Source organism: Micromonospora sp. NPDC000207 (assembly GCF_040300925.1).
Taxonomy (GTDB): Bacteria; Actinomycetota; Actinomycetes; order Mycobacteriales; family Micromonosporaceae; genus Micromonospora.
In genome coordinates this window covers 39,243-58,268 of the sequence record NZ_JBEPEQ010000024.1, presented here as the reverse complement: position 1 = coordinate 58,268, position 19,026 = coordinate 39,243, and the positions used below count along the sequence as shown (strand labels likewise).

The 19,026-nt window shown below is 72.9% G+C and carries 21 protein-coding genes and 2 pseudogenes; 14 read left to right on the top strand and 9 right to left on the bottom strand.

The annotated features are described in order from the left end of the window. From ABT336_RS08765 to ABT336_RS08745, 5 genes and pseudogenes are all read left to right on the top strand, one after another. Window positions 1-313: pseudogene (locus ABT336_RS08765) on the top strand (hypothetical protein); the annotation flags it as partial. After that, on the top strand, window positions 310-807 hold the full coding sequence (locus ABT336_RS08760) for an SRPBCC family protein (RefSeq protein ID WP_350895922.1): 498 nt from the start codon (window positions 310-312) through the stop codon (window positions 805-807). The pseudogene ABT336_RS08765 and the gene ABT336_RS08760, both read left to right, overlap by 4 nt. A 25-nt stretch (window positions 808-832) precedes the next feature. Next, window positions 833-1,432, top strand: a complete 600-nt coding sequence (locus ABT336_RS08755; RefSeq protein ID WP_350895921.1) for a DNA-3-methyladenine glycosylase I — start codon at window positions 833-835, stop codon at window positions 1,430-1,432. Continuing rightward, a complete protein-coding gene (locus tag ABT336_RS08750) occupies window positions 1,429-2,061 on the top strand; it encodes a hypothetical protein (protein ID WP_350895920.1) in 633 nt (210 codons plus the stop codon). The genes ABT336_RS08755 and ABT336_RS08750 overlap by 4 nt, the downstream gene beginning before the upstream one ends. Before the next feature lie 69 nt (window positions 2,062-2,130). Continuing rightward, on the top strand, window positions 2,131-2,883 hold the full coding sequence (locus ABT336_RS08745) for an SDR family NAD(P)-dependent oxidoreductase (RefSeq protein WP_350895919.1): 753 nt from the start codon (window positions 2,131-2,133) through the stop codon (window positions 2,881-2,883). A 12-nt stretch (window positions 2,884-2,895) separates the two neighbouring features. On the opposite strand, the gene ABT336_RS08740 is transcribed toward ABT336_RS08745, so the two are convergent. Together ABT336_RS08740 and ABT336_RS08735 are read right to left on the bottom strand one after the other, a co-directional pair. After that, entirely contained in the window at window positions 2,896-3,681 is a 786-nt protein-coding gene (locus ABT336_RS08740) for an enoyl-CoA hydratase/isomerase family protein (RefSeq protein ID WP_350895918.1), read from the bottom strand. Between the two features lie 3 nt (window positions 3,682-3,684). Next, entirely contained in the window at window positions 3,685-4,503 is an 819-nt protein-coding gene (locus ABT336_RS08735) for a PaaX family transcriptional regulator (protein ID WP_350895917.1), read from the bottom strand. A gap of 189 nt (window positions 4,504-4,692) precedes the next feature. Here ABT336_RS08735 and ABT336_RS08730 point away from each other — a divergent pair, with 189 nt between their 5' ends. Together ABT336_RS08730 and ABT336_RS08725 are read left to right on the top strand one after the other, a co-directional pair. Further along, complete coding sequence (locus tag ABT336_RS08730; protein WP_007455245.1) at window positions 4,693-4,860, top strand: DUF3117 domain-containing protein; 168 nt, start codon at window positions 4,693-4,695, stop codon at window positions 4,858-4,860. A 150-nt stretch (window positions 4,861-5,010) separates the two neighbouring features. After that, window positions 5,011-6,489, top strand: coding sequence for a leucyl aminopeptidase family protein (locus ABT336_RS08725; protein WP_350895925.1), 1,479 nt, complete (start codon window positions 5,011-5,013; stop codon window positions 6,487-6,489). A 79-nt stretch (window positions 6,490-6,568) separates the two neighbouring features. On the opposite strand, the gene ABT336_RS08720 is transcribed toward ABT336_RS08725, so the two are convergent. Beyond that, window positions 6,569-7,222: an O-methyltransferase gene (locus ABT336_RS08720; RefSeq protein WP_350895916.1), complete on the bottom strand. Its 654-nt coding sequence runs from the start codon at window positions 7,220-7,222 to the stop codon at window positions 6,569-6,571. Between the two features lie 431 nt (window positions 7,223-7,653). Between ABT336_RS08720 and ABT336_RS08715 the strand changes: the two genes are divergently transcribed. Together ABT336_RS08715 and ABT336_RS08710 are read left to right on the top strand one after the other, a co-directional pair. Continuing rightward, window positions 7,654-9,051: a S1C family serine protease gene (locus tag ABT336_RS08715; protein WP_350895915.1), complete on the top strand. Its 1,398-nt coding sequence runs from the start codon at window positions 7,654-7,656 to the stop codon at window positions 9,049-9,051. Between the two features lie 75 nt (window positions 9,052-9,126). Then, window positions 9,127-9,564: a twin-arginine translocase TatA/TatE family subunit gene (locus tag ABT336_RS08710; RefSeq protein WP_350895914.1), complete on the top strand. Its 438-nt coding sequence runs from the start codon at window positions 9,127-9,129 to the stop codon at window positions 9,562-9,564. Between the two features lie 91 nt (window positions 9,565-9,655). On the opposite strand, the gene ABT336_RS08705 is transcribed toward ABT336_RS08710, so the two are convergent. The 3 genes from ABT336_RS08705 to ABT336_RS08695 form a co-directional block, all read right to left on the bottom strand. Further along, window positions 9,656-10,804, bottom strand: coding sequence for an Mrp/NBP35 family ATP-binding protein (locus ABT336_RS08705; protein ID WP_350895913.1), 1,149 nt, complete (start codon window positions 10,802-10,804; stop codon window positions 9,656-9,658). Between the two features lie 322 nt (window positions 10,805-11,126). Further along, entirely contained in the window at window positions 11,127-11,705 is a 579-nt protein-coding gene (locus tag ABT336_RS08700) for a DUF1003 domain-containing protein (protein ID WP_350895912.1), read from the bottom strand. Continuing rightward, window positions 11,698-12,984 (bottom strand): magnesium transporter MgtE N-terminal domain-containing protein, encoded by a 1,287-nt coding sequence (locus tag ABT336_RS08695; protein WP_350895910.1) that lies wholly within the window; start codon window positions 12,982-12,984, stop codon window positions 11,698-11,700. The genes ABT336_RS08700 and ABT336_RS08695 overlap by 8 nt, the downstream gene beginning before the upstream one ends. Before the next feature lie 33 nt (window positions 12,985-13,017). Here ABT336_RS08695 and ABT336_RS08690 point away from each other — a divergent pair, with 33 nt between their 5' ends. Then, window positions 13,018-13,887: a PhzF family phenazine biosynthesis protein gene (locus tag ABT336_RS08690; RefSeq protein WP_350895909.1), complete on the top strand. Its 870-nt coding sequence runs from the start codon at window positions 13,018-13,020 to the stop codon at window positions 13,885-13,887. A 31-nt stretch (window positions 13,888-13,918) separates the two neighbouring features. Beyond that, complete coding sequence (locus ABT336_RS08685; RefSeq protein ID WP_350895908.1) at window positions 13,919-14,434, top strand: hypothetical protein; 516 nt, start codon at window positions 13,919-13,921, stop codon at window positions 14,432-14,434. Window positions 14,435-14,641: 207 nt separating this feature from the next. On the opposite strand, the pseudogene ABT336_RS08680 reads toward ABT336_RS08685, so the two are convergent. Then, a pseudogene (locus tag ABT336_RS08680) lies at window positions 14,642-15,247 on the bottom strand (HAD family hydrolase); the annotation flags it as partial. Window position 15,248: 1 nt separating this feature from the next. Here ABT336_RS08680 and ABT336_RS08675 point away from each other — a divergent pair. After that, on the top strand, window positions 15,249-16,205 hold the full coding sequence (locus ABT336_RS08675) for a DMT family transporter (protein ID WP_350895907.1): 957 nt from the start codon (window positions 15,249-15,251) through the stop codon (window positions 16,203-16,205). An 87-nt stretch (window positions 16,206-16,292) separates the two neighbouring features. Then, complete coding sequence (locus ABT336_RS08670; RefSeq protein ID WP_350895906.1) at window positions 16,293-16,715, top strand: VOC family protein; 423 nt, start codon at window positions 16,293-16,295, stop codon at window positions 16,713-16,715. 107 nt (window positions 16,716-16,822) lie between these two features. On the opposite strand, the gene ABT336_RS08665 is transcribed toward ABT336_RS08670, so the two are convergent. Further along, complete coding sequence (locus tag ABT336_RS08665) at window positions 16,823-17,527, bottom strand: DUF4190 domain-containing protein (RefSeq protein WP_502891138.1); 705 nt, start codon at window positions 17,525-17,527, stop codon at window positions 16,823-16,825. 142 nt (window positions 17,528-17,669) lie between these two features. Here ABT336_RS08665 and ABT336_RS08660 point away from each other — a divergent pair, with 142 nt between their 5' ends. Further along, window positions 17,670-18,575 carry an SDR family NAD(P)-dependent oxidoreductase gene (locus ABT336_RS08660; RefSeq protein WP_350895905.1) on the top strand — a complete coding sequence of 302 codons (906 nt, stop codon included), beginning with the start codon at window positions 17,670-17,672 and terminating at the stop codon, window positions 18,573-18,575. A gap of 37 nt (window positions 18,576-18,612) precedes the next feature. Here ABT336_RS08660 and ABT336_RS08655 read toward each other — a convergent pair whose 3' ends face one another. Next, a complete protein-coding gene (locus ABT336_RS08655; protein WP_350895904.1) occupies window positions 18,613-18,861 on the bottom strand; it encodes a DUF4190 domain-containing protein in 249 nt (82 codons plus the stop codon). Between the last annotated feature and the right edge of the window lie 165 nt (window positions 18,862-19,026).

Sequence of the window (19,026 nt, the reverse complement as noted above, 5' to 3'; positions counted from 1 at the left end):
GCACGCCGCGCAGCCGGTCCCGACGACGGCAGCGGCGGCGGACTCGGCAGAGCCCGCCCCGGCGACGGCGGCGGACGACGTGAAGGCCCCGGGTGTGGACGGCCCGGTGCCGTCGACGAAGGACGACGCGGGGGCCGTCGCCCCGGCGGTGGTCGGGACGAACGACGGGCGTCCGACGGCGGTGGACGACGTGGAGCCCGCCCCGGCGACTGCGGATCCCACGCAGCGGTCCGGCCCCGGGTCGGGCGACGACGGGCCGGTGCAGGCCGGAACCGGTCGCCCCGACCCCGCCGGCCGGTCGGAGTCGCTGTGACGTCGAGAGCGGACGGCGAGGAGTTCCGTGCGGCAGCCCGTCCGGGTGCGGGTGAGGTCACCGCGACGGTGATCGTCGACGCCCCGGCGGAACGCGTCTTCGCGGCCTTCACCGCCTGGGAACGGCAGTCGGACTGGATCCCCTTCACCAAGGTGCGGGTGGTGGAGGGCGACGGGGGCGAGGGCAGTCTGATCGAGGCGGTCACCGCTCTCGGCCCGGCCGTGCTGCGCGACGAGATGCGGGTGGTCCGGGTCGACGCGCCGTACGAGGTGGGTGTGGTGCACTGCGGCAAGCTGTTGCAGGGGCCGGGGGTCCTGCGTTGCACCCCGCTCGCCCGGGACCGTACCCAGGTGGTCTGGCACGAGTGGTTCCACCTGCCGGGTGGGGCCGCGGGCCGGGTCGCCTGGCCGGTCCTCTGGCCCGGCTCGAAGGTCAGCCTGACGCAGGCTCTGCGCAAGTTCGGTCGCCTGGTGGAGCAGGGGCGACTGCCCTGACCGTCGAGCCACTACCGTGGACCCTGTGGACGACCTGGTGATCGGGGACGACGGGCTGGCCCGCTGTGGGTGGGGGGCAGGCACCCCGGACTACGCGCGCTACCACGACGAGGAGTGGGGTCGGGTCCTGCACGGCGACGACGCCCTGTTCGAGCGGATGACCCTGGAGGCGTTCCAGTCCGGGTTGTCCTGGCTGACCATCCTGCGGAAGCGGCCGGCGTTCCGGTTGGCCTTCGACGAGTTCCGGATCGAGGCGGTCGCCGGGTACGGCGAGGCCGACGTGGACCGGCTGCTCACCGACGCCGGGATCGTCCGGAACCGGGCCAAGATCGAGGCGGCGATCGGCAACGCCAGGGCCGCGCAGGCGGTGCCGGGTGGGCTCTCCGCCCTGCTCTGGTCCTTCGCGCCACCGCCCCGCCCGGCTCGACCGGGATCGTTCGCCGAGGTCCCGGCGCTGACCGAGGCGTCCACGGCGATGGCGAAGGCGCTGAAGAGGCAGGGTTTCCGGTTCGTCGGTCCGACCACGGGGTACGCCCTGATGCAGGCCACCGGGATGGTCGACGATCACCTCGCGGGCTGCCACGTCGCCCCGGCGGCCGGGCCCGTGATGGGATTGACGTCATGACGACCGACACCGAGCACCGTGGCGGCGGGCACCGGTCGACCGACGAGGTCGACGGACGGGCCTGGGCGGTGCTCCTCCCGAGCGACAGGTACGACGCCGAACGTCTGGTGCACCACGAGACGTTGGAGTTGACCGGGCTGGACGACCCGGCCCCGCCGAGCTTCGGTGACCCGGTGGCGGTCCTGGCCGACGGGCCCCTCCGGCTGGTGGCGCTCGGGCGGGTGGGTGCGCCGACCGGTCGACGGCGGGAGGACCCGGACGATCCGCAGTCGGAGACCGAACCGGCGGCGCTCGTGGTGACGTACACCCGGCGGGCCTTCGACGAGCCGGTCCCCGCCGACGCGCTGACCCTCGACGGGCCGGTCACCGCCCTCGACGTCGCGGCCTGGCGGTCGCTTGCCGACCGGCTCGGACCGCCCCGGGACCGGCGGTCCTGGCTGGTCAGCCTGGACCTGCCGATCGAGGCGGAGACGCCAGCCGAGGCGGTCCGCATCTTCTGGTCGTACGTGCAGGAGTTGGGTCCCCGGGAACTGCCCGCGTTCGTCTCGCCCTCCGGGGACGAACTGGCGATGCAGGCCTTCGTCCTCGGCGTCGAGGCCAACCAGGACCCGGAGGAGGACGACGACTGACCGTCGCGCGTTTCCACAGACCGTGGTCGGGTAGTCCCGGGGCCGACCGACCTGCGGTAGGGGGATGCGATGCGGTTCCAGGACAGGGTCGTCTTCGTCACCGGTGGTGCCTCGGGTCTGGGCGAGGCCACCGCACGACGGTTCGCCGCCGAGGGCGCGAAGGTGGTCGTCGCCGACGTGGCCACCGAGCGGGCCGGTCGGGTGGTGGACTCGCTGCCCGACGCCCTCGCCGTCACCGTCGACACCGGCGACGCCGCCTCGGTGGAGGAGGGCATCGCCGACACGGTGCAGCGGTACGGTCGCCTCGACGTCGTGTTCAACAACGCCGGGATCGACGGCAGGCAACAGCCGCTGCACGAGATGGACCTGGCGAACTGGGAGAAGGTACGCAGGATCAACGGCGACGGCGTCTTCCACGTCCTCAAGTACGGCATCGAGGCGATGCTGCGCGGGGGCGGGGGCGCGATCGTCAACACCTCGTCGACGGCGGGTCTGACCGCCCAGGACAACATCTCCCCGTACACGTTCACCAAGGCCGGGGTGGTGGGGCTGACCCGTTCGGCGGCGGTGGAGTACGCGGCGCACAACATCCGGGTGAACGCCGTCGCCCCGACTGTGGTGATGACCCCGCTGGTGGAGAACTTCATCGCCAGCGCCCCGGATCCGGAGGCGATGCGGACCCGGATGGAGTCGTTCAACCCGAAGCCGGGCATCCCGACCCCGGACGACATCGCCGGGGTGGTGCTCTTCCTCGCCTCCGACGACGCCGCCTGGATCACCGGGCACACCGTCCCGATCGACGGCGGGTACGTGGCCCGGTGACGGGGGCCGGGGTCAGCGGCCGTCGAAGACGGGCTTGCGCTTCTCGACGAAGGCCTGCGTGGCGGCCCGGTGGTCCTCGGTGGCCCCGCAGATCGCCTGGGCCTGCGCCTCGGCGGCCAACGCCTCGGTGAGGGTCCCGGCGTCGGCGATGGAGAGTTGCCGTTTGATCGCCCCGTAGGCCACCGTCGGGCCGGCGGCGAGCCGGGCGGCCAGCTCCTGCGCGGCGGGCAGGACCTGCTCGTCCTCGTCGACAAGCCGGGTGAGCAGCCCCAGCCGGTGTGCCTCGGCCGCACCGACCGGCTCGGCCAGCATCAGCAGTTCGACGGCTTTGGCGTGGCCGACGAGGCGGGGCAACGTCCAGGAGGCGCCGGTGTCGGCGGCCAGCCCCACCCCGGCGAAGGCCATCAGGAAGCGGGTCTTCGGCCCGCCGATGCGGAAGTCGGCCAGCAGGGCCAGGGAGGCACCCGCCCCGGCGGCCATTCCCCGGACCGCCGCCACCACCGGCTTGGGCAGGTCGGCGAGGCGTGCGGCGATCGGGTTGTAGTGCGACCGTACGGTGGCCAGCGGGTCGGGGCCGTCCAGCGCTTGTACGTGTTCGCGCAGGTCCTGCCCGGCGCTGAACGAGCCGCCCGCCCCGGCCAGGACCACCGCCCGGCAGGTCCGGTCCTGCTGGAGTTCGGCGAGGGTGTCCCGGAGCGCCTCCTTGAGTGCCACGTCGAGCGAGTTCAGGGCGTCCGGGCGGTTCAGGGTGAGGGTCACCACGGCGTCGGTACGGTCAACGAGGAGGGGCTCGGTCACTTGTCAACGACCCTTCTGTCGGGGCAGGCGGACGCCGGAGTCGAGGCACTGCTCGACGTAACGGTCGGCGGCGGGACGCAGGCGGGTGGCGTGCCTGTCGAAGAAGCCGGCGGCCTTCGCGCCGGGCCAGCTCTCGGGCAGCAGCGCCGGGGGCAGCTGGGGGTCCCGGAACAGGAACGTACGCCACGCGTGCACCAGCCGGAACCGGGCCGCGTATGCCTCCTCGTCGGAGCTGCGGACCGTCACCCCGGCCAGCAGGGGACGCTGTTCGGTGATGAACCGGTCGTAGGCGCGGCCGATCTCGGCGAGGTCCCAGGCGCGGCTGACCAGCCCCATCGCGCCGGGGGTGCCGGCGGCGTGGACGGCGGTGAACCGCTCGTAGCGGACCCCTGCCTCGTCGAGGAGCAGGTCGACCTCGGTGGAGGTGCGGGTCGCCACCCAGAACTGCTCGTCGAGGGTGCCGTAGCCGAGGAAGACCAGGTTCGCGGCGAGGCGTTGCCGGTCGCGGCGACCGGTCGGTGGCTCCAGGACGAGCAGATCGAACCGTCCGTCCCAGTTGATGCGACCGGTTCGGTAGATCCGGGCCGCCGATTCGTCCAGTCGGCGGGCCGCTTTCGACGTGATCGAATACCCCGGTCCGGTGGCGAGTCGCAGGGGGTTCAACCACCCTTGACGGACCATACGGGAGACGGCGGTGCGAACCGCCGGCGGTGCGATTCCCAGCGGTGACAGTAATTTGACCAGGGAAGCGACCGGAGCGCGACCACCCCTGTTGCGGAGGTGGTCGCCGTAGAGGTCGAAGAGCGCCGACCGTGCCTGCATGACCGCACATTGTGACAGGCGTTCCCAAGATATGCTAGGTGCTGTTACATCCCTGCTGCTTCAGTTTGGGTCCGGCGGTGTTCATCAGGGAAAATCGTTGGTCGACACCCCGCGAAGGCTGCGGTGGTCATTGCGATGGAGGCTGTGGGGCAACCCACCGACCCTGGTGTAGGTCTGAGGGGAGACAACATGGCGGCGATGAAGCCGCGGACGGGCGACGGTCCGCTGGAGGTCACCAAGGAGGGCCGGGGCATCGTCATGCGGGTCCCGCTGGAGGGTGGTGGCAGGCTCGTCGTCGAGATGACTCCCGACGAGGCCAACGCGCTCGGTGACGCGCTGAAGGCAGCCGCCGGCTGACGAGGCGCGCCCGGTCCGGCGGCATTCGTCGTGCGGACGGTTCGTCGACCCTGAGTCACCGGCGACGCCGGTGACTCAGGGTTCTTCATCAACCCCGACGTGGGGCGCGTTCGTGCGTACCCGCAGCGACTCCTGGAGGTACGGACCAGCGTGCTTGCCTTCCGCCTGGTGGCCGAGCCGGAGCGGCTCGACACCCTCGTCCTGCCCATCCGACCCGACGACCGCACCGACGACGGGGACGCCCCCGCCGCCCTGCTGGCGACCCTCGGCTGGGAACCGGCCGAGGAGGTCGGCGCCGAGGCGCGGGCGCTGCTGTCCGTGGCCCGACTCCACGGGCGGGCCGGCGAGGCGCGGATGCACCTCCGTCCGCTGGGTTCCCCGGGGCGTCTGCTGCTGATCGGCACCGGGGACGGCGACGAGGCGGCCTGGCGGACCGCCGGGGCCGCACTGGCCCGCGCGGCCTCCGCCGAGGAGCACGTCACCGTCGTGATGCCTGCCGACGCCGTCGACTCGGCGGTCAGTGGCCTGGTCGAGGGGCTGCTGCTGGCGTCGTACCGGTTCCGGCTCACCGAGGCGGGCGACTCGCCGGCACTCGCCGGGGTGGACGTCGTGGTCGCCGACCCCGCGGCCCACTCCCGCAGCCTCGACGTGGCACGGATCACAGCCGAGTCGACCCGGTTCGCCCGGGACCTGACGAACACCCCGTCCTCGACGAAGAACCCGCAGTGGTTCGCCGAGCAGGTAGCCGCCGAGGTGGCCGACCGACCCGGGTTGACGGTGCGGGTCCGGGAGCCCGAGGAGTTGGCCGCCGAAGGGTTCGGCGGGCTGCTCGCCGTGGGCGGTGGCTCGGCGAGCGGCCCCCGTCTGGTCGAACTGAGCTGGCAGCCGCCCCAGGCGACCACCCACGTGGTCCTGGTCGGCAAGGGCATCACCTTCGACACCGGCGGCATCTCGATCAAGCCGGTTCCGGCGATGAAGCTGATGCGCAAGGACATGGCCGGCGGGGCGGCGGTGGCTGCCGCCACCCTCGGCGCTGCGGCGCTGGACCTGCCGGTCCGGATCACCACGTTGATCCCGCTGGCCGAGAACATGCTCAGCGGAGCGGCCTTCCGCCCCGGCGACGTCGTCCGCCACTACGGGGGGCTGACCAGCGAGACCACCAACTCCGACGCCGAGGGGCGGCTGGTGCTCGCCGACGCCCTCGCGTACGCGGTCGCCGAGCTCTCCCCCGACCTGCTCGTCGACCTGGCCACTCTGACCGGCGCCAACTCCGTCGCGCTGGGTAACCGGACGGCCGCCCTGTACAGCGAGAACGACGAGCTGGCCGGGGCGCTGCTGACTGCCGTCTCGGAGGCCGGTGAATCGGCCTGGCGGATGCCGCTGCCCGCCGACTACGTCGAGTACCTCGGCAGCGACCTGGCCGACCTGTACAGCGCCCCGACGCAGGGGGGCGGGTCGGTGACCGCCGCCCTGTTCCTCCGCGAGTTCACCGGGGACCTGCGGGACCGCTGGGTGCACGTCGACATGTCCGCGCCCTCCTGGGCGGCTGCCGCCGAGGCCGAGCTGACCAAGGGTGCCACCGGTTGGGGCGTACGCGGTCTGCTGCGCTGGCTGGGCACCCTCGACTGAGCCGGAGGCGGACCCGGGTCGGCGACGGCCGCACTGGCACACCGCCGGTGCCGGTCGGTGGCGAGCGGCCCCTGCCCGGTCAGCAGTGGACGGCGGCGAGCAGCCCGTGCCCGACCGGAAGGAGCGCCGGGATCCAGTGCTCCGACTCCCGGATCGCCTTGATCGTCTCGCGTACGGTCACCGTCTCGACGTCCCGGGCCGACGGGTCGCCGATCCGGCCGTCGGCGAAGGCTCCGTTGAGGACGAGGACGCCGCCCGGCCGCAGCAGCCGCAGGGCGGCGTCCACGCAGGCACTGAACCCCATCGCCTCGGCGTCCACGAACACCAGGTCGTACGCCCCGTCGGCGAGCCGGGGCAGCACGTCGAGCGCCCGACCGGCGATGATCCGGGTACGCCCGGGCGGGAACCCGGCCCCGGTGAAGATCCGGCGGGCGATCCGCTGGTGCTCCACCTCCACGTCGATCGTGGTCAGTACGCCGTCGGCGCGCATGCCGCGCAGCAACCAGACCCCGCTGACTCCGGTGCCGGTGCCGATCTCCACCACCGCACGGGCACTGCCCGCAGCGGCCAGCAGACGCAGGGCGGCCCCGGCCCCCGGCGTCACCGCCTCGACCCCCACCTCCTGGGCGAGACCACGGGCGGTACGCAGGACGAGATCCTCGGTGACGTACGACTCGGCGAACTGTCCGGCCTGCGTCGACGGACCACCGGGACTGCCGGGACTGGCGACCATGGCGACGGGGCACCTCCGGGCGGCGATGTGGTGCGGGGCGGGTTGGCGCTATGAGCCTAGAGGCGTACGCAAACGGGTGCAGCCGGGCGGTCGCCGGACAACCACTGACCCCACCCGGCGCATCCGTGCAATCCTGGAGGCGGTACCCCATCGGTCGCGACGGCCCGGTTCGACGCCGACAACCGCGGCGGGGGCACCAGGGGACACAAGTGGGAGGCACCGACGTGACCGACGGCTGGGACTGGCGCCAGCCCGGGACAACTGGGGCACCGGCGGGACAGCCGGCACCCGGTTCTCCACCGGCAGGGCCGCCGACGGGACCACCGTCCGAGGCCGGAGCGCCTTCGACGGGACGTTCCGATCATCCGACCGCTCCGCCGCCCGGCCCGACGCCGGGCGTACCGACGACGCAGCAGACTGCCCGTTCGGGCATGACGGCGGGGCAGCCCGCCGCCCATCCGGGCATGCCGGTGGGGCAGCAGACTGCGTATCCGGGCCCGCCGGTCCATCAGTACGGGGCGGGAGCCGCCCCAGGTGCTCCCTACCGGATCTCCGGCCTCCCGGGTGGTCCGTCGACTCCGGGTGCCCCGACGGCCCCCTACGGTGTCGCAGGTGCCCCGGGTGGGGCGTCGCCCTGGTGGTCCGACGCCCTGGCCGACCCGTGGCGGGATCCGTCCGCGCCGACGGCGGTGGTGCTCAGCGCCCCGTCGACCCGGGGCAGCGACCCGGAACCGGTCACCGACCCGGACGCTCCGGGCCGCACCACGCTGCGGCACCTCCTGGTGATCCCCCTGATCACCGCGCTGCTCGCCGGGAGCCTGGGCGGTGCCCTGGGCTACGCCTTCGCGGTACGCGGCGGGGCCGGTGCCCCCACGGTCCTGGGTGCCGGGTCCAGTGAGCCGCCCTCGCTGGCCCAGCGCCGCCCGGAGTCGCTGGCCGGGGTCGCCGAACGTGTCCTGCCCAGCGTGGTGACCGTACGGGTGACCGGGATCGGTGGGACCAGCGAGGGGTCCGGCTTCGTGGTCAGCGGGGACGGACACGTGATCACCAACGACCACGTGGTGACCGGCGGGTCGGGCCGGGCGTCGGTGGTCTTCCACGACGGCAGCACCGCCTCGGCGACTGTGGTCGGTCAGGACCCGGAGTCGGACATCGCGGTGATCAAGGTGGCCCGGACCGGGTTGCGTCCGGTGGAGTTCGGTGACTCCGACTCGCTCGCCGTCGGTGATCCGGTGCTCGCCATGGGTTCGCCGTTGTCGCTCGCCAACACGGTGACCGCCGGGATCGTCAGCGCGCTCGACCGGACCATGCAGGCCGGTGAGCCGGGTGGGCCGGTCCGCTACTACGCGGCGATCCAGACCGACGCGGCGGTCAACCACGGCAACTCCGGTGGACCGCTCGTCGACGGGGCCGGTCGGGTCATCGGGGTGAACTCGACGATCAAGTCGCTGGTCTCCGAGGGACAGGAGGCGGGCAACATCGGCCTCGCCTTCGCCATCCCGATCAACCAGGCCAAACGGATCACCCAGGACATCATCGGCACCGGCAAGGCCCGGCGTACGGTGATCGGCGCGCAGGTCGGTGGACCCGGCGGGACCAACGGCAACGGCGTACGCCTGACCGCCGTGGAGCCGTCCGGGCCGGCGGCCGGGGCGGGCCTGCGCACCGGTGACGTGATCCTGAAGGTCGCCGGTCGGCCGACGAACGAGCCGAGTGACCTGATCGCGTTGGTCCGCAAGTTCGCGCCGGGTTCGGTGGTGACGGTGGAGTACCGGCGCGGATCGGATCGGCAGGACGCCTCGGTGACGCTGGCCGCGGATGTCAAGTAGCGACCTTTCACCCCCTCCCCGACCCCCCTGTGACGTGCGTACCCTTGCCAGGACGCCGACGAGGAGGCTCAGGCAGTGTTCGAGAACCTGAACTGGTGGGAGATCGGGGCGCTACTGCTGCTGGCGCTGCTGATCTTCGGTGACCGGCTGCCCAACGTGATCAGCGACGGCCTGCGGATGGTGCGCAACCTGCGCAACATGGCCACCAACGCGACAACGGACCTGAGCCGGGAACTGGGCACCGACATCAAGCTGGAGGACCTGCACCCGAAGGCCTTCATCCGTAAGCACCTGCTCTCCGAGGAGGATGAGCAGGCGATCCGCAAGCCGGTGCAGAGTCTCTACGAGGACCTGCGCAAGGACGTCACCGGCGTGCAGGACGAGCTGAAGCAGGTGGCAGCGAACGTCGACCCCCGGTCGCCGGTCGCCACGCAGGCGCGGGAGACCACGCCCGCCCCGCCGGTGACGCCGGTTCCCGCTCCGCGTCGGCAGAACTTCGACGACGTCACCTGACGAGGTGCCCCCGCACCGTCACGGGTGCGACGTGCCCCCGCACCGTCACGGGTGCGACGGGCCTCTGCACCGTCACCGGTGCGGGGGGGGGTCAGCGGCTGGAGGGGGTGAGCCCGAGCGGGCGCCCGGCCAGCGACTCCCGGCGGACGGCGAGCCGGTCGGCGATCTGGGACAGGGCCTTCGCGGCCGGGGACTCCGGCTCGGCCAGCACGATCGGGGCGCCCGCGTCGCCGGCCTCCCGGACCCGGGTGTCCAGCGGGATCTGCCCGAGCAGCGGAACCTGCGACCCGATGGTCTGGCTCAGCGAGTCGGCGACGGTCTGTCCGCCACCGGCGCCGAAGATCTCCATCCGGGAACCGTCCGGCAGCTCCAGCCAGGACATGTTCTCGATGACCCCGACCACCCGCTGGTGCGTCTGCAGGGCGATGGCCCCGGCCCGCTCGGCCACCTCGGCGGCGGCGGCCTGCGGGGTGGTCACCACCAGGATCTCCGAGGTCGGCAGCAGCTGGGCCAGGGAGATCGCGACGTCGCCGGTGCCCGGGGGGAGGTCGAGCAGGAGGACGTCGAGGTCGCCCCAGAAGACGTCGGCGAGGAACTGCTGAAGGGCCCGGTGCAGCATCGGACCCCGCCACACCACTGCGGCGTTGCCGGCGGTGAACATCCCGATGGAGATCACCTTCACGCCGTTCGCCTCGGGCGGCATGATCATGTCCTCGACCCGGGTGGGTCGGCCGTCCGCGCCGAGCATCCGAGGTACCGAGTGTCCGTAGATGTCCGCGTCGACCACCCCGACGGAGAGCCCCCGGGCGGCCAGCGAGGCGGCCAGGTTCACTGTCACGCTGGACTTGCCGACCCCGCCCTTGCCGCTGGCGACCGCGTACACCCGGGTGCGGGAGCCGGGCTGGGCGAACGGGATCACCGGCTCCTCGGTGGCACCGCCACCGCGCAGCTTCGCCTGGAGCTGCTGGCGCTGCTCCTGACTCATCACCCCGAACTCGATCTCGACACCGGTCACCCCGGGGACCGCGCCCACGGCGGCGGTGATGTCGCCGCGCAGCTTGTCCTTGAGCGGGCAACCCGCCACCGTGAGGAGGAGCTCGACCCGGACCACCCCGTCGTCGCCCACCTCGGCGGAACGGACCATGCCCAGGTCGGTGATCGGCCGGCGGATCTCCGGGTCGTCGACGGTGGCCAGGGCGGCCTGGATGGCATCCGCGAGGGTGCTGACAGGTGCTGACATGCCCGCAATGCTACGTCGGCCGTCGTCAGGGGCCACGACCAGCGGGGGCGGTGTGCGCCAATCGACGCCCCCACCCGGCGAATCGAGTTCCTCACCCCGCCAATCGACTCCCTCACCCCGCGAATCGACTCTCGGCCCGGAGAAACGTCGCCCGGCCCGGAGAAACGGCGGCCCGGTCGGCGAATCGTCAGCCGTCCGGGGGTGGACGGGGTGGCCCGACCGGTGGGACGATCCCCACAGACGCCGCCCGCCTACGCCCCTTGAGGCAGGCGGCGTCTTCGTGCCCGTTCACCGCCCGCCCCCTGCGGTTGCCGGGGGTCGGTCACCCGTCGACGTCGTCGCGGGGCTCGTCGAGCGGTTCGCCGGACCGGCCTCGGTGCGGCACCCGGTCCTGCTGGCGGCGCTCCAGGCGCTGCCGTCGCTCGTTCGCCTCGTCCAGCTCCTCGGCCAGCCGCGTCAACTCCGAGCGGAGGAAGTCCCGGGTGGCCACCTCGCCCATCGCGATCCGCAGGGCGGCGACCTCCCGGGCCAGGTACTCGGTGTCCGCCTTCTGCATGGTGGCCCGCCGTCGGTCCTCCTCCAACGCCACCCGGTCCCGGTCCGTCTGGCGGTTCTGGGCCAACAGGATCAGCGGTGCCGCGTACGACGCCTGCAACGACAGGACCAGGGTCAGGAACGTGAAGGTGTACGGGTCGAAGCGCCAGTCCGGTGGGGCCAGCGTGTTCCAGCCCAGCCAGATGCCGATGACCACGGTCATGTAGACGATGAACATCGCCGTACCCATGCCCCTGGCGATCCCCTCCGACCAGTGGCCGAACGCCTCGGGGTCGATCCGGGGCAGGCGGAACCCGCGTGGCTCGCGCGGCTGGTCCAGCCGCTGCGGCCGGTGCTGGTCAGCCATGTCCGCCGTCCAGGGCCGGTCCGGTCAGGGTCGGTTCGGACGGATTGTCCCGGTCCCGCCAGTCCGGCGGCAGGGACTGGTCCAGGACGTCGTCGACTGTGACCGCGCCCACCAGGCGGTTGTTCTGGTCGATCACCGGCATGCCGACCAGGTCGTACGTGGCCATCCGGCGGGTGACCTCCGGCAGCGGGGTGTCCGGGCGCAGCGGGTCGATGTCGTTGACCACCACCCCGCCGAGCAGGTCGGCCGGGGGTTCCCGCAGCAGCGCCTGGAAGTGCACCATGCCCAGGTACCGACCGGTCGGGGTGGCCAGTGGCGGCCGGGCGACGAAGACCTGGGCGGCCACGGCGGGCGAGAGCTGGGGTTCCCGGATCCGGGCGAGGGCCTCGGCGACTGTCGCGTCCGGGGGCATGATCACCGGCTCGGAGGTCATCACGCTCCCGGCAGTGCCGGGGTTGTACTTCAACAGCTGGCGTACCGGGTCTGCCTCGCCCGGACGCATCAGGTCCAGCAGCAGGTCCTGTTCGGGCTGGGGCAGCTCGTTGAGCAGGTCCGCCGCGTCGTCAGGGTCCATCTCCTCCAGGACGTCGGCGGCGCGTTCCCGGTCCAGGGCGGCGAGGATCTCCACCTGGTCCCGCTCGGGCAGCTCGCTGAGCACGCTGGCGAGGCGTTCGTCGTCCAGTGCCGCCGCCATCTCGTTGCGGCGGGTGTCGGGAAGGTCCTGGAGGGCGTTGGCCAGGTCCGCCGGACGCATCTCCTCCAGGACGGCCAGCAGGTTGGCAGTGCCCCGGGCGTCGGCGACCCCGGTCAGCCCCGGGACCCGGTCCCACTCGACCTGGTGCAGGTTGCCCCGGCGGGACAACCTGCCGGTGTGTTCCCGGACCGCGACCCGGGTCAGCGACCACTCCCCGTCCCGGGCGCGTTCCATCGCCACGTCGACCACGCTCGCGGCCTGACCGTTCGGTTCGAGCTGCACCCGCCGGTCCAACATCTCCTCCAACACCAGCAGTTCGCTGGGGCGCTTCTCGAACCGGCGCAGGTTGAGGGTGCCGCTGCCCAACACGACCGCGTCGGCCTCGATCGTGGTGATCCGGTTGATGGACAGGAAGATGCGTCGCCGCATCGGCATCTCGGCCACCAGGCCGACCACCTCGGGCTGCTGCTGGGCGGGGCGGATCCGGGCCACCGCGTCACGGACCCGGCCCACCTGGTCACCGTTCGGGTCGAAGACGGTGACGCCGGCGAGGCGGGCGAGGTAGACCCGGTTCGGCGCGCTCACGGGCACCAGCCTAAGGGCCTAGTGTCTGTCAGCATGTCGACCCTGGCCTACGAGATCGTGGACGTCTTCACCGACCGCCCCTTCGCCGGAAACCCCCTGGCGGTGGTCTTCGGCGCCGACGGGCTCGCCGCCGAACAGATGCAGGCGCTCGCGATGGAGTTCAACCTCTCCGAGACGGTGTTCGTGCTCCCACCGACCCAGGTCGGGGTCACCTACCGGGCCCGGATCTTCACCCCCACCGCCGAGCTGCCCTTCGCCGGGCACCCGAGCATCGGTGCGGCGGTCACCGCCGCCCGCCGGGGGCTCTTCGCCGCCGGTCAGGTCGCGCAGGAGTGCGGGGCCGGGGTCATGCAGATCGAGGTGGGCGAGGACCGCGCCACCCTCACCGGCGGAATCCCCACCCTCGGCCCCGAGCTGGGACCGGAACCGTTGCTGGAGATGGCCGGGCTCACCAGCGACGACCACGTGGGCCCGGCGGCCCGGGTGGCCGGTTGCGGTCTGGAGTTCCCCTACCTTCCGGTCCGCCCGGACGCGGTGGCGCGGGCCCGGCTGAACTCGGCGGCGGCACGACGGTACGGAGTGGAGCACGTGAGCGTCTTCTCCTGGAACGCCGAGTCGCAAACCGCCCACGCCCGGGTCTTCGTTCCCGGGCTGGGTGTGCCGGAGGACCCGGCCACCGGTTCGGCAGCCCTCGGGCTGGGGGTGTGGCTGGTCGCCAGTGGTCTGCTCCCCGGTGACGGCCGTTCGACGTACACGGTGTTCCAGGGCGCCGAACTGAACCGTCCCTCGGTGCTGGCCTGTACGGTGACCGCCGGTGGCGGGGTGGCGTTGGGTGCCACCGTGACCGGGAACGTGGTTCCGATCGCCCGGGGCGAGATCGTCGTCCCACCTTTCGTGGGTTGAGCGCCGAGTCGGATGCGACAGGAGGCAGGCGATGACTGACCGGACGGCTGGGCCCCCCACCGGGCCCCTCGTCGACGAGGCGATGAAGAAGGCGGCAGTGGCCTGGGTGAACGTCCCCGGCTCTGCGGCGTACGCGCTGTGGTGTGTGGCGTCGGAGGGGGCGCTGGTGGTGGTGAGCGGGCCGGGGGAGCAGCGGGCCCCCGGGCTCGCCGACGCCGAACGGGCCGAGGTCAGCCTGCGTGGCGACCACGGCGGCCGGATCGTGACCTGGCCCGCCCGGGTGACCCGGATCCTGCCGGGCACCGAGGACTGGGAACAGACCGCCCCGGTGGTGGCGGCGAAGCGGCTGAACGCCTCCGGTAGCAGCGCCGACCTGGTGGCCCGGTGGGCCGCCGAGGGGTGTGCGCTGAGCCGGTTGTCACCGGCCGGGGAACCGTCGGCGGGGGAGGACCTGCCGGACGGCTCCCTGGCCGAGCCGCCGCGGGACGCCCCGGTGCTCCGGGCGACCCGCAAGCCGTTCCGGCTGCACCGGGTCCGCCGCCGCTGACCGGCGCCGCCCACCCCCGGGCGGGGAGCCGTCGATCCCGTCGACGACGTCGACGACGTCGCTGAGCGACTGCAACACCGGGCCGGGCCAGGCGATCTCCGGGTTGAACACCAGGTGCCCGGCCAGGTCGGGGGCGGCCAACTGGAGGGCGGTCAGCCCGGCCCGCTGTGCCCCGGTCAGCTCCTGGCTGCCGCCGTCACCGACGTACAGGCACTGCTCCGGGGCCAGGCCGAGATGCCGACAGGCGGCCAGGTACAGCGCCGCGTCCGGTTTGCAGCGCCCCACCTGCACGGAGAAGATCCGTACGTCCAGCAGCGGCCCGACCGCCAGCTGCGGAAGGAACGCCGGTAGTTCGTGGGTGCAGTCGCTGACCACCCCGGTTTGGATGCCCCGGTGACGCAGCGCGGCCAGGGTGGGCACCGCCTCGGCGCGTAGTCGGGTGTCGGCCCGGATCGCCAGGTGTCGGGAGGCGAGCGCCGCCCGCAGAGCGCTCGCCGAGGGGTCGACGCCGGCCTGGGTGCATACCCAGCGCAGTGTCGCCTCCGCGTTGCCCAGCTGTCCGGTGGCCCGTTCGTAGAAGGTCCGGTCCAGCACCTCCGCCAGCCGGTCGGTGGTGCACCCGAGCAGGGCTGCGGTGCCCCGGTGGGCTCGGCCGCGTTGGACGGCGTGGGTGAGGGTGCCGAAGAAGTCGAAGAGAACAGCCTTGAATCGGGGCACGGGAGATCGCTCCGGGCGTCGAGGGGGAGGGCCGCCGGCGGGTCGGGAAGATCGTAACCGAGTGGTAGCTCTCCGTCTCGTGTGAGGATTGCCCATCGTGCTGTCTGTCGCCTCCCGCCCGTCGCTGGACCCGGTGACCGCCGGGGCCCTCGCCCTCGCCGTCGTCGCGGTCTCGTCCTCGGGGCCCCTCGTCGCGTACGCCGCCGCTCCGGCCCTGGCCGTCGCCTTCTGGCGGAACACGCTCGCGCTGGCCGTGCTCGGCCCGTACTCGCTGGCCCGTCGGCGGGTCGAGTTCCGGGACCTGGCCCGGGGGACCGGGCGTCGCGAGGGCCTCTTCTGCGTCCTGTCCGGGGTGGCCCTGGCCGCCCACTTCGCCACCTGGATGCCGGCGGTGCAGCTCACCTCGGTGGCCACCGCCACCGCCATGGTCGCCACCCAGCCGGTCTGGCAGGGGCTCATCGCCCGCGCCCAGGGCCGTCGGCTCCCGGGGCTGGTCTGGGTGGGTATCGGGGTGGCCGTCTGCGGGGCGGTGGTCGCCTCCGGAGCCGACTTCGTCGTCTCGGCCAGCGCCTTCGCCGGTGACCTGCTCGCCGTGGTCGGCGGGTTGTTCGCGGCGGTCTACACGGCGCTCGGCGAACGGGCCCGGGTCAGCATCAGCACCACCACCTACACCACCATCTGCTACGGGGTCTGCGCCCTGGTCCTGCTGCTTGTCTGCCTGGTCGGCGGGGTGCCCCTGAGCGGGTACGACCTGGGCACCTGGGCGGCCGTCCTCGCCCTGGTGGCCGGTGCCCAACTGCTCGGGCACTCGATGTTCAGCTACGCCCTGCGGCGGGTCTCGGCGACCACGGTCAGCGTGCTGATCCTGCTGGAGGTGCCGGGGGCGGCGCTGATCGCGTGGGCCTGGCTGGGGCAGCTGCCCCGGATCACCGCGCTGCCCGGATTGGCGTTGCTGACGGTGGGGGTGGCGGTGGTGGTGCTCGGCGGTGCGCGCGTCGGCCGCCGGGTCGCCCCGGCACCGGTGCCCACGGACCCCACCCCGCTGGACCGCTGACCGTCAGGCGGACCCACCCCGCCGGACCGGCGACCGCCATGGTGCCGACCCGGGGACCGATGTCCGTGACGTCGGTTACCGTACGTCATGGCATACGACTTCCAGGTGACCGTGGACTCGTCCGGCCCCCACGACCTGGCCGAATGGTGGGCGGAGACGCTCGGCTGGCGGGTCGAGCCCACCGACGCGGCGTTCATCAGGGGTCTCGTCGACCAGGGGGCGGTCACCGAGGCGGAGACGATCGTCCACCGTGGGCAGCTGATGTGGCGGGCCGGTGCCGCGATCGTCCACCCCGACAACGGCCGACGGGTCCTCTTCCAGGTGGTGCCCGAGGGCAAGACGGTGAAGAACCGGGTCCACCTCGACGTCCGGGTGGGTGCCGACCGGATCGAGGAGGAGCTGGCCCGGCTCACCGAGCGGGGTGCGACCTTCCTGCACCGGGGCGAGCAGGGGCCGTACTCGTGGGTGACCCTTGCCGATCCCGAGGGCAACGAGTTCTGCCTGACCTGAACCCGACGGTCCGACAGCGCACCTTCCCGGGACCGGGCGGACCCCCTCGGCGGAGGGCCACCCGCTGGTCGGGCGGCCCTCCGCCGGTACGCGACGGCGGTCGGCGGTCAGGGGGCGCTGGTCGCGGCGGCGGTGGTGCCGAGGATCGCCCAGACGATGATCACGACGTAGAAGAGGATCGCGAGGACCATGAAGGCGGTGATGATCCAGCCGACGATGATGCCGGCCTTGGCGAACCCCTCACCGCTCTCACCGGTCTCCCGGATCTGCTTCTGGGCGATGTGCCCCAGGATCGCGCCGATCGGCGCGGTGATGCAGGACGCGACGCCGACCAGGGAGAGGATCAGCGAGGCGAGGGCCAGGCTGTTGGTCCGGGGCGCCGGGGGGTAGCCGTACCCGTAGCCGCCGGGCGGGTAGCCGGGGGCACCGGGCGGGTACCCGGCGGCCTGGTACGTGTCGAAGCCCGGGGCGGGCGCGCCGCTGTACGGATTGGCAGGGGCGGGCGCCCCGCTGTACGGATTCGCCGGGGCGGGCGCCCCGCTGTACGGGTTGGCCGGTGCGTGGCTCTCCCTGCTCACCGGGGCGTGCGCCTCCGGTCCGGCCGGGGGGTACGCGGACTGGTCGGCGGGGGCCGGTGAGGACGGCTCCGGGTCGGCGGGCGGCGCGGGGATGGACGCCTGCCCGGGGGTGTAGGAGTGCTGGGGCGCGATGAGGGTCGGGTCGAGCGGCGGGGCGGACTGCGGCTGCGGTGCCGACGACTGTGGCGTGACCGCCGTCGGGTCGGACCAGTTGTCGGGCGAGGGGTTCGTCATATGGGGTCTCCGTCGGATGCGGGGTAGCGCCGTCAGGGTAGCCAGCACCACTCAATTCGTCTGCGACGCTCCTCGAAGCTCGGTCAGCGCGCCACCGGGTGCCGCGTTGCCCGGGCCGCCGTGACCGGGCAGGATCGCGGTCATGGCGATTGACGCGCGAGCTGCGGACCGTTCCGGCAGCCGACCCAGACGGGACGCCAGCCGTCCCGGGTTCGCCCGACGGGCCCGGGGCCTCAACACCTCGGCCGGGACGGGACCGGACGAGCCGCTGGCGTTGCCGGAGCCGGTGACCCTGCGCCTGGACGGCAAGGTCGCGTTGGTGACCGGGGCGGGCAGCCCGGACGGCATCGGGTACGCCACCGCGCGTCGACTGGCCGACCTCGGGGCGCGGGTGGCGATCGTCTCCACCACCCGGCGGATCCACGAGCGCGCCGGTGAACTGGGGGTCACCGGTTTCGTCGCCGACCTGACCGACGAGTCGGAGGTCGGTGCCCTCGCCGACGCCGTGACCGAGCAGCTCGGCGACGTCGAGGTGCTGGTGAACAACGCCGGGCTGGCGAGCCGGGCCAGCCCGGAGATCCTCCGCCCGGTGGCTCAGCTGAGCTACGACGAGTGGCGGGGCGAGATCGACCGGAACCTGACCACCGCCTTCCTGTGCAGCCGGGCCTTCATCGGGGGGATGGCCGAGCGGGGGTGGGGTCGGATAGTCAACCTGGCGGCGACGGCGGGGGCGGTCAACGCCCTGCCCACCGAGGCGGCCTACGCGGCGGCGAAGGCGGGGGTGGTCGGACTGACCCGGGCCCTGGCGATGGAGATGATCGCCGACGGGGTGACTGTGAACGCCGTCGCGCCGGGAACCATCCACACCGCCGCGTCCACGATGGCCGAGATCAAGCAGGGGCTCGGCACCCCGGTCGGCCGCTCCGGCACCCCCGACGAGGTGGCTGCGGCGATCACCTTCCTGTGCTCCCCGGCGGCCTCGTACATCACCGGTCAGATGCTCGTCGTGGACGGCGGGAACAGCGTCCGGGAGGCGGAGTTCCGCTGACCGTCCGCCGGGGCGGGGTCCGCGTCGGTGCCGCCCCTCACCGGTACGACCCGGTGCCCCCGTCGGATCCGGCCCAGAACAACACTGCTACCCATCCGATGCAGCCGAGGACGTACAACGCGGTGAAGACGTAGCCGAGGATCAGCCCCCAGGTGGCCAGCCCGTCGCCCTGCTCGCCGCTGCGCCGGATCTGTCGTTTGGCCAGGTGACCGAGAACGATCCCGGCGGGGGCGAACACGAAGGCGAAGATCAGCGACAGGACGGCCATGACGTTGGTGCCGCCCACCGACGGGGGACCGTACTGCCCGTAGGGGACCTGTGGGGCGTAGGGGGGTTGCTCTCCCCAGTGCGGGTGTGACCCGTGCCCCGTCGACGGCTCGTACGGTGACGGCGGCTGCTCCCCGTCGGTCGGACGCCCGTCGGGCCGGTCGGATCCTGGTGGTTGGCTCAC

What these genes read in the sequence shown, in the direction of transcription:
- ABT336_RS08750 (WP_350895920.1), top strand. Translation starts at nt 1,429, where the DNA reads ATGACGACCGACACCGAGCACCGTGGCGGCGGGCACCGGTCGACCGAC.
- ABT336_RS08745 (WP_350895919.1), top strand. Translation starts at nt 2,131, where the DNA reads ATGCGGTTCCAGGACAGGGTCGTCTTCGTCACCGGTGGTGCCTCGGGT.
- ABT336_RS08735 (WP_350895917.1), bottom strand. Translation starts at nt 4,503, where the DNA reads ATGCAGGCACGGTCGGCGCTCTTCGACCTCTACGGCGACCACCTCCGC.
- ABT336_RS08730 (WP_007455245.1), top strand. Translation starts at nt 4,693, where the DNA reads ATGGCGGCGATGAAGCCGCGGACGGGCGACGGTCCGCTGGAGGTCACC.
- ABT336_RS08720 (WP_350895916.1), bottom strand. Translation starts at nt 7,222, where the DNA reads ATGGTCGCCAGTCCCGGCAGTCCCGGTGGTCCGTCGACGCAGGCCGGA.
- ABT336_RS08715 (WP_350895915.1), top strand. Translation starts at nt 7,654, where the DNA reads ATGACGGCGGGGCAGCCCGCCGCCCATCCGGGCATGCCGGTGGGGCAG.
- ABT336_RS08705 (WP_350895913.1), bottom strand. Translation starts at nt 10,804, where the DNA reads ATGTCAGCACCTGTCAGCACCCTCGCGGATGCCATCCAGGCCGCCCTG.
- ABT336_RS08700 (WP_350895912.1), bottom strand. Translation starts at nt 11,705, where the DNA reads ATGGCTGACCAGCACCGGCCGCAGCGGCTGGACCAGCCGCGCGAGCCA.
- ABT336_RS08690 (WP_350895909.1), top strand. Translation starts at nt 13,018, where the DNA reads ATGTCGACCCTGGCCTACGAGATCGTGGACGTCTTCACCGACCGCCCC.
- ABT336_RS08685 (WP_350895908.1), top strand. Translation starts at nt 13,919, where the DNA reads ATGACTGACCGGACGGCTGGGCCCCCCACCGGGCCCCTCGTCGACGAG.
- ABT336_RS08670 (WP_350895906.1), top strand. Translation starts at nt 16,293, where the DNA reads ATGGCATACGACTTCCAGGTGACCGTGGACTCGTCCGGCCCCCACGAC.
- ABT336_RS08665 (WP_502891138.1), bottom strand. Translation starts at nt 17,527, where the DNA reads ATGACGAACCCCTCGCCCGACAACTGGTCCGACCCGACGGCGGTCACG.
- ABT336_RS08660 (WP_350895905.1), top strand. Translation starts at nt 17,670, where the DNA reads ATGGCGATTGACGCGCGAGCTGCGGACCGTTCCGGCAGCCGACCCAGA.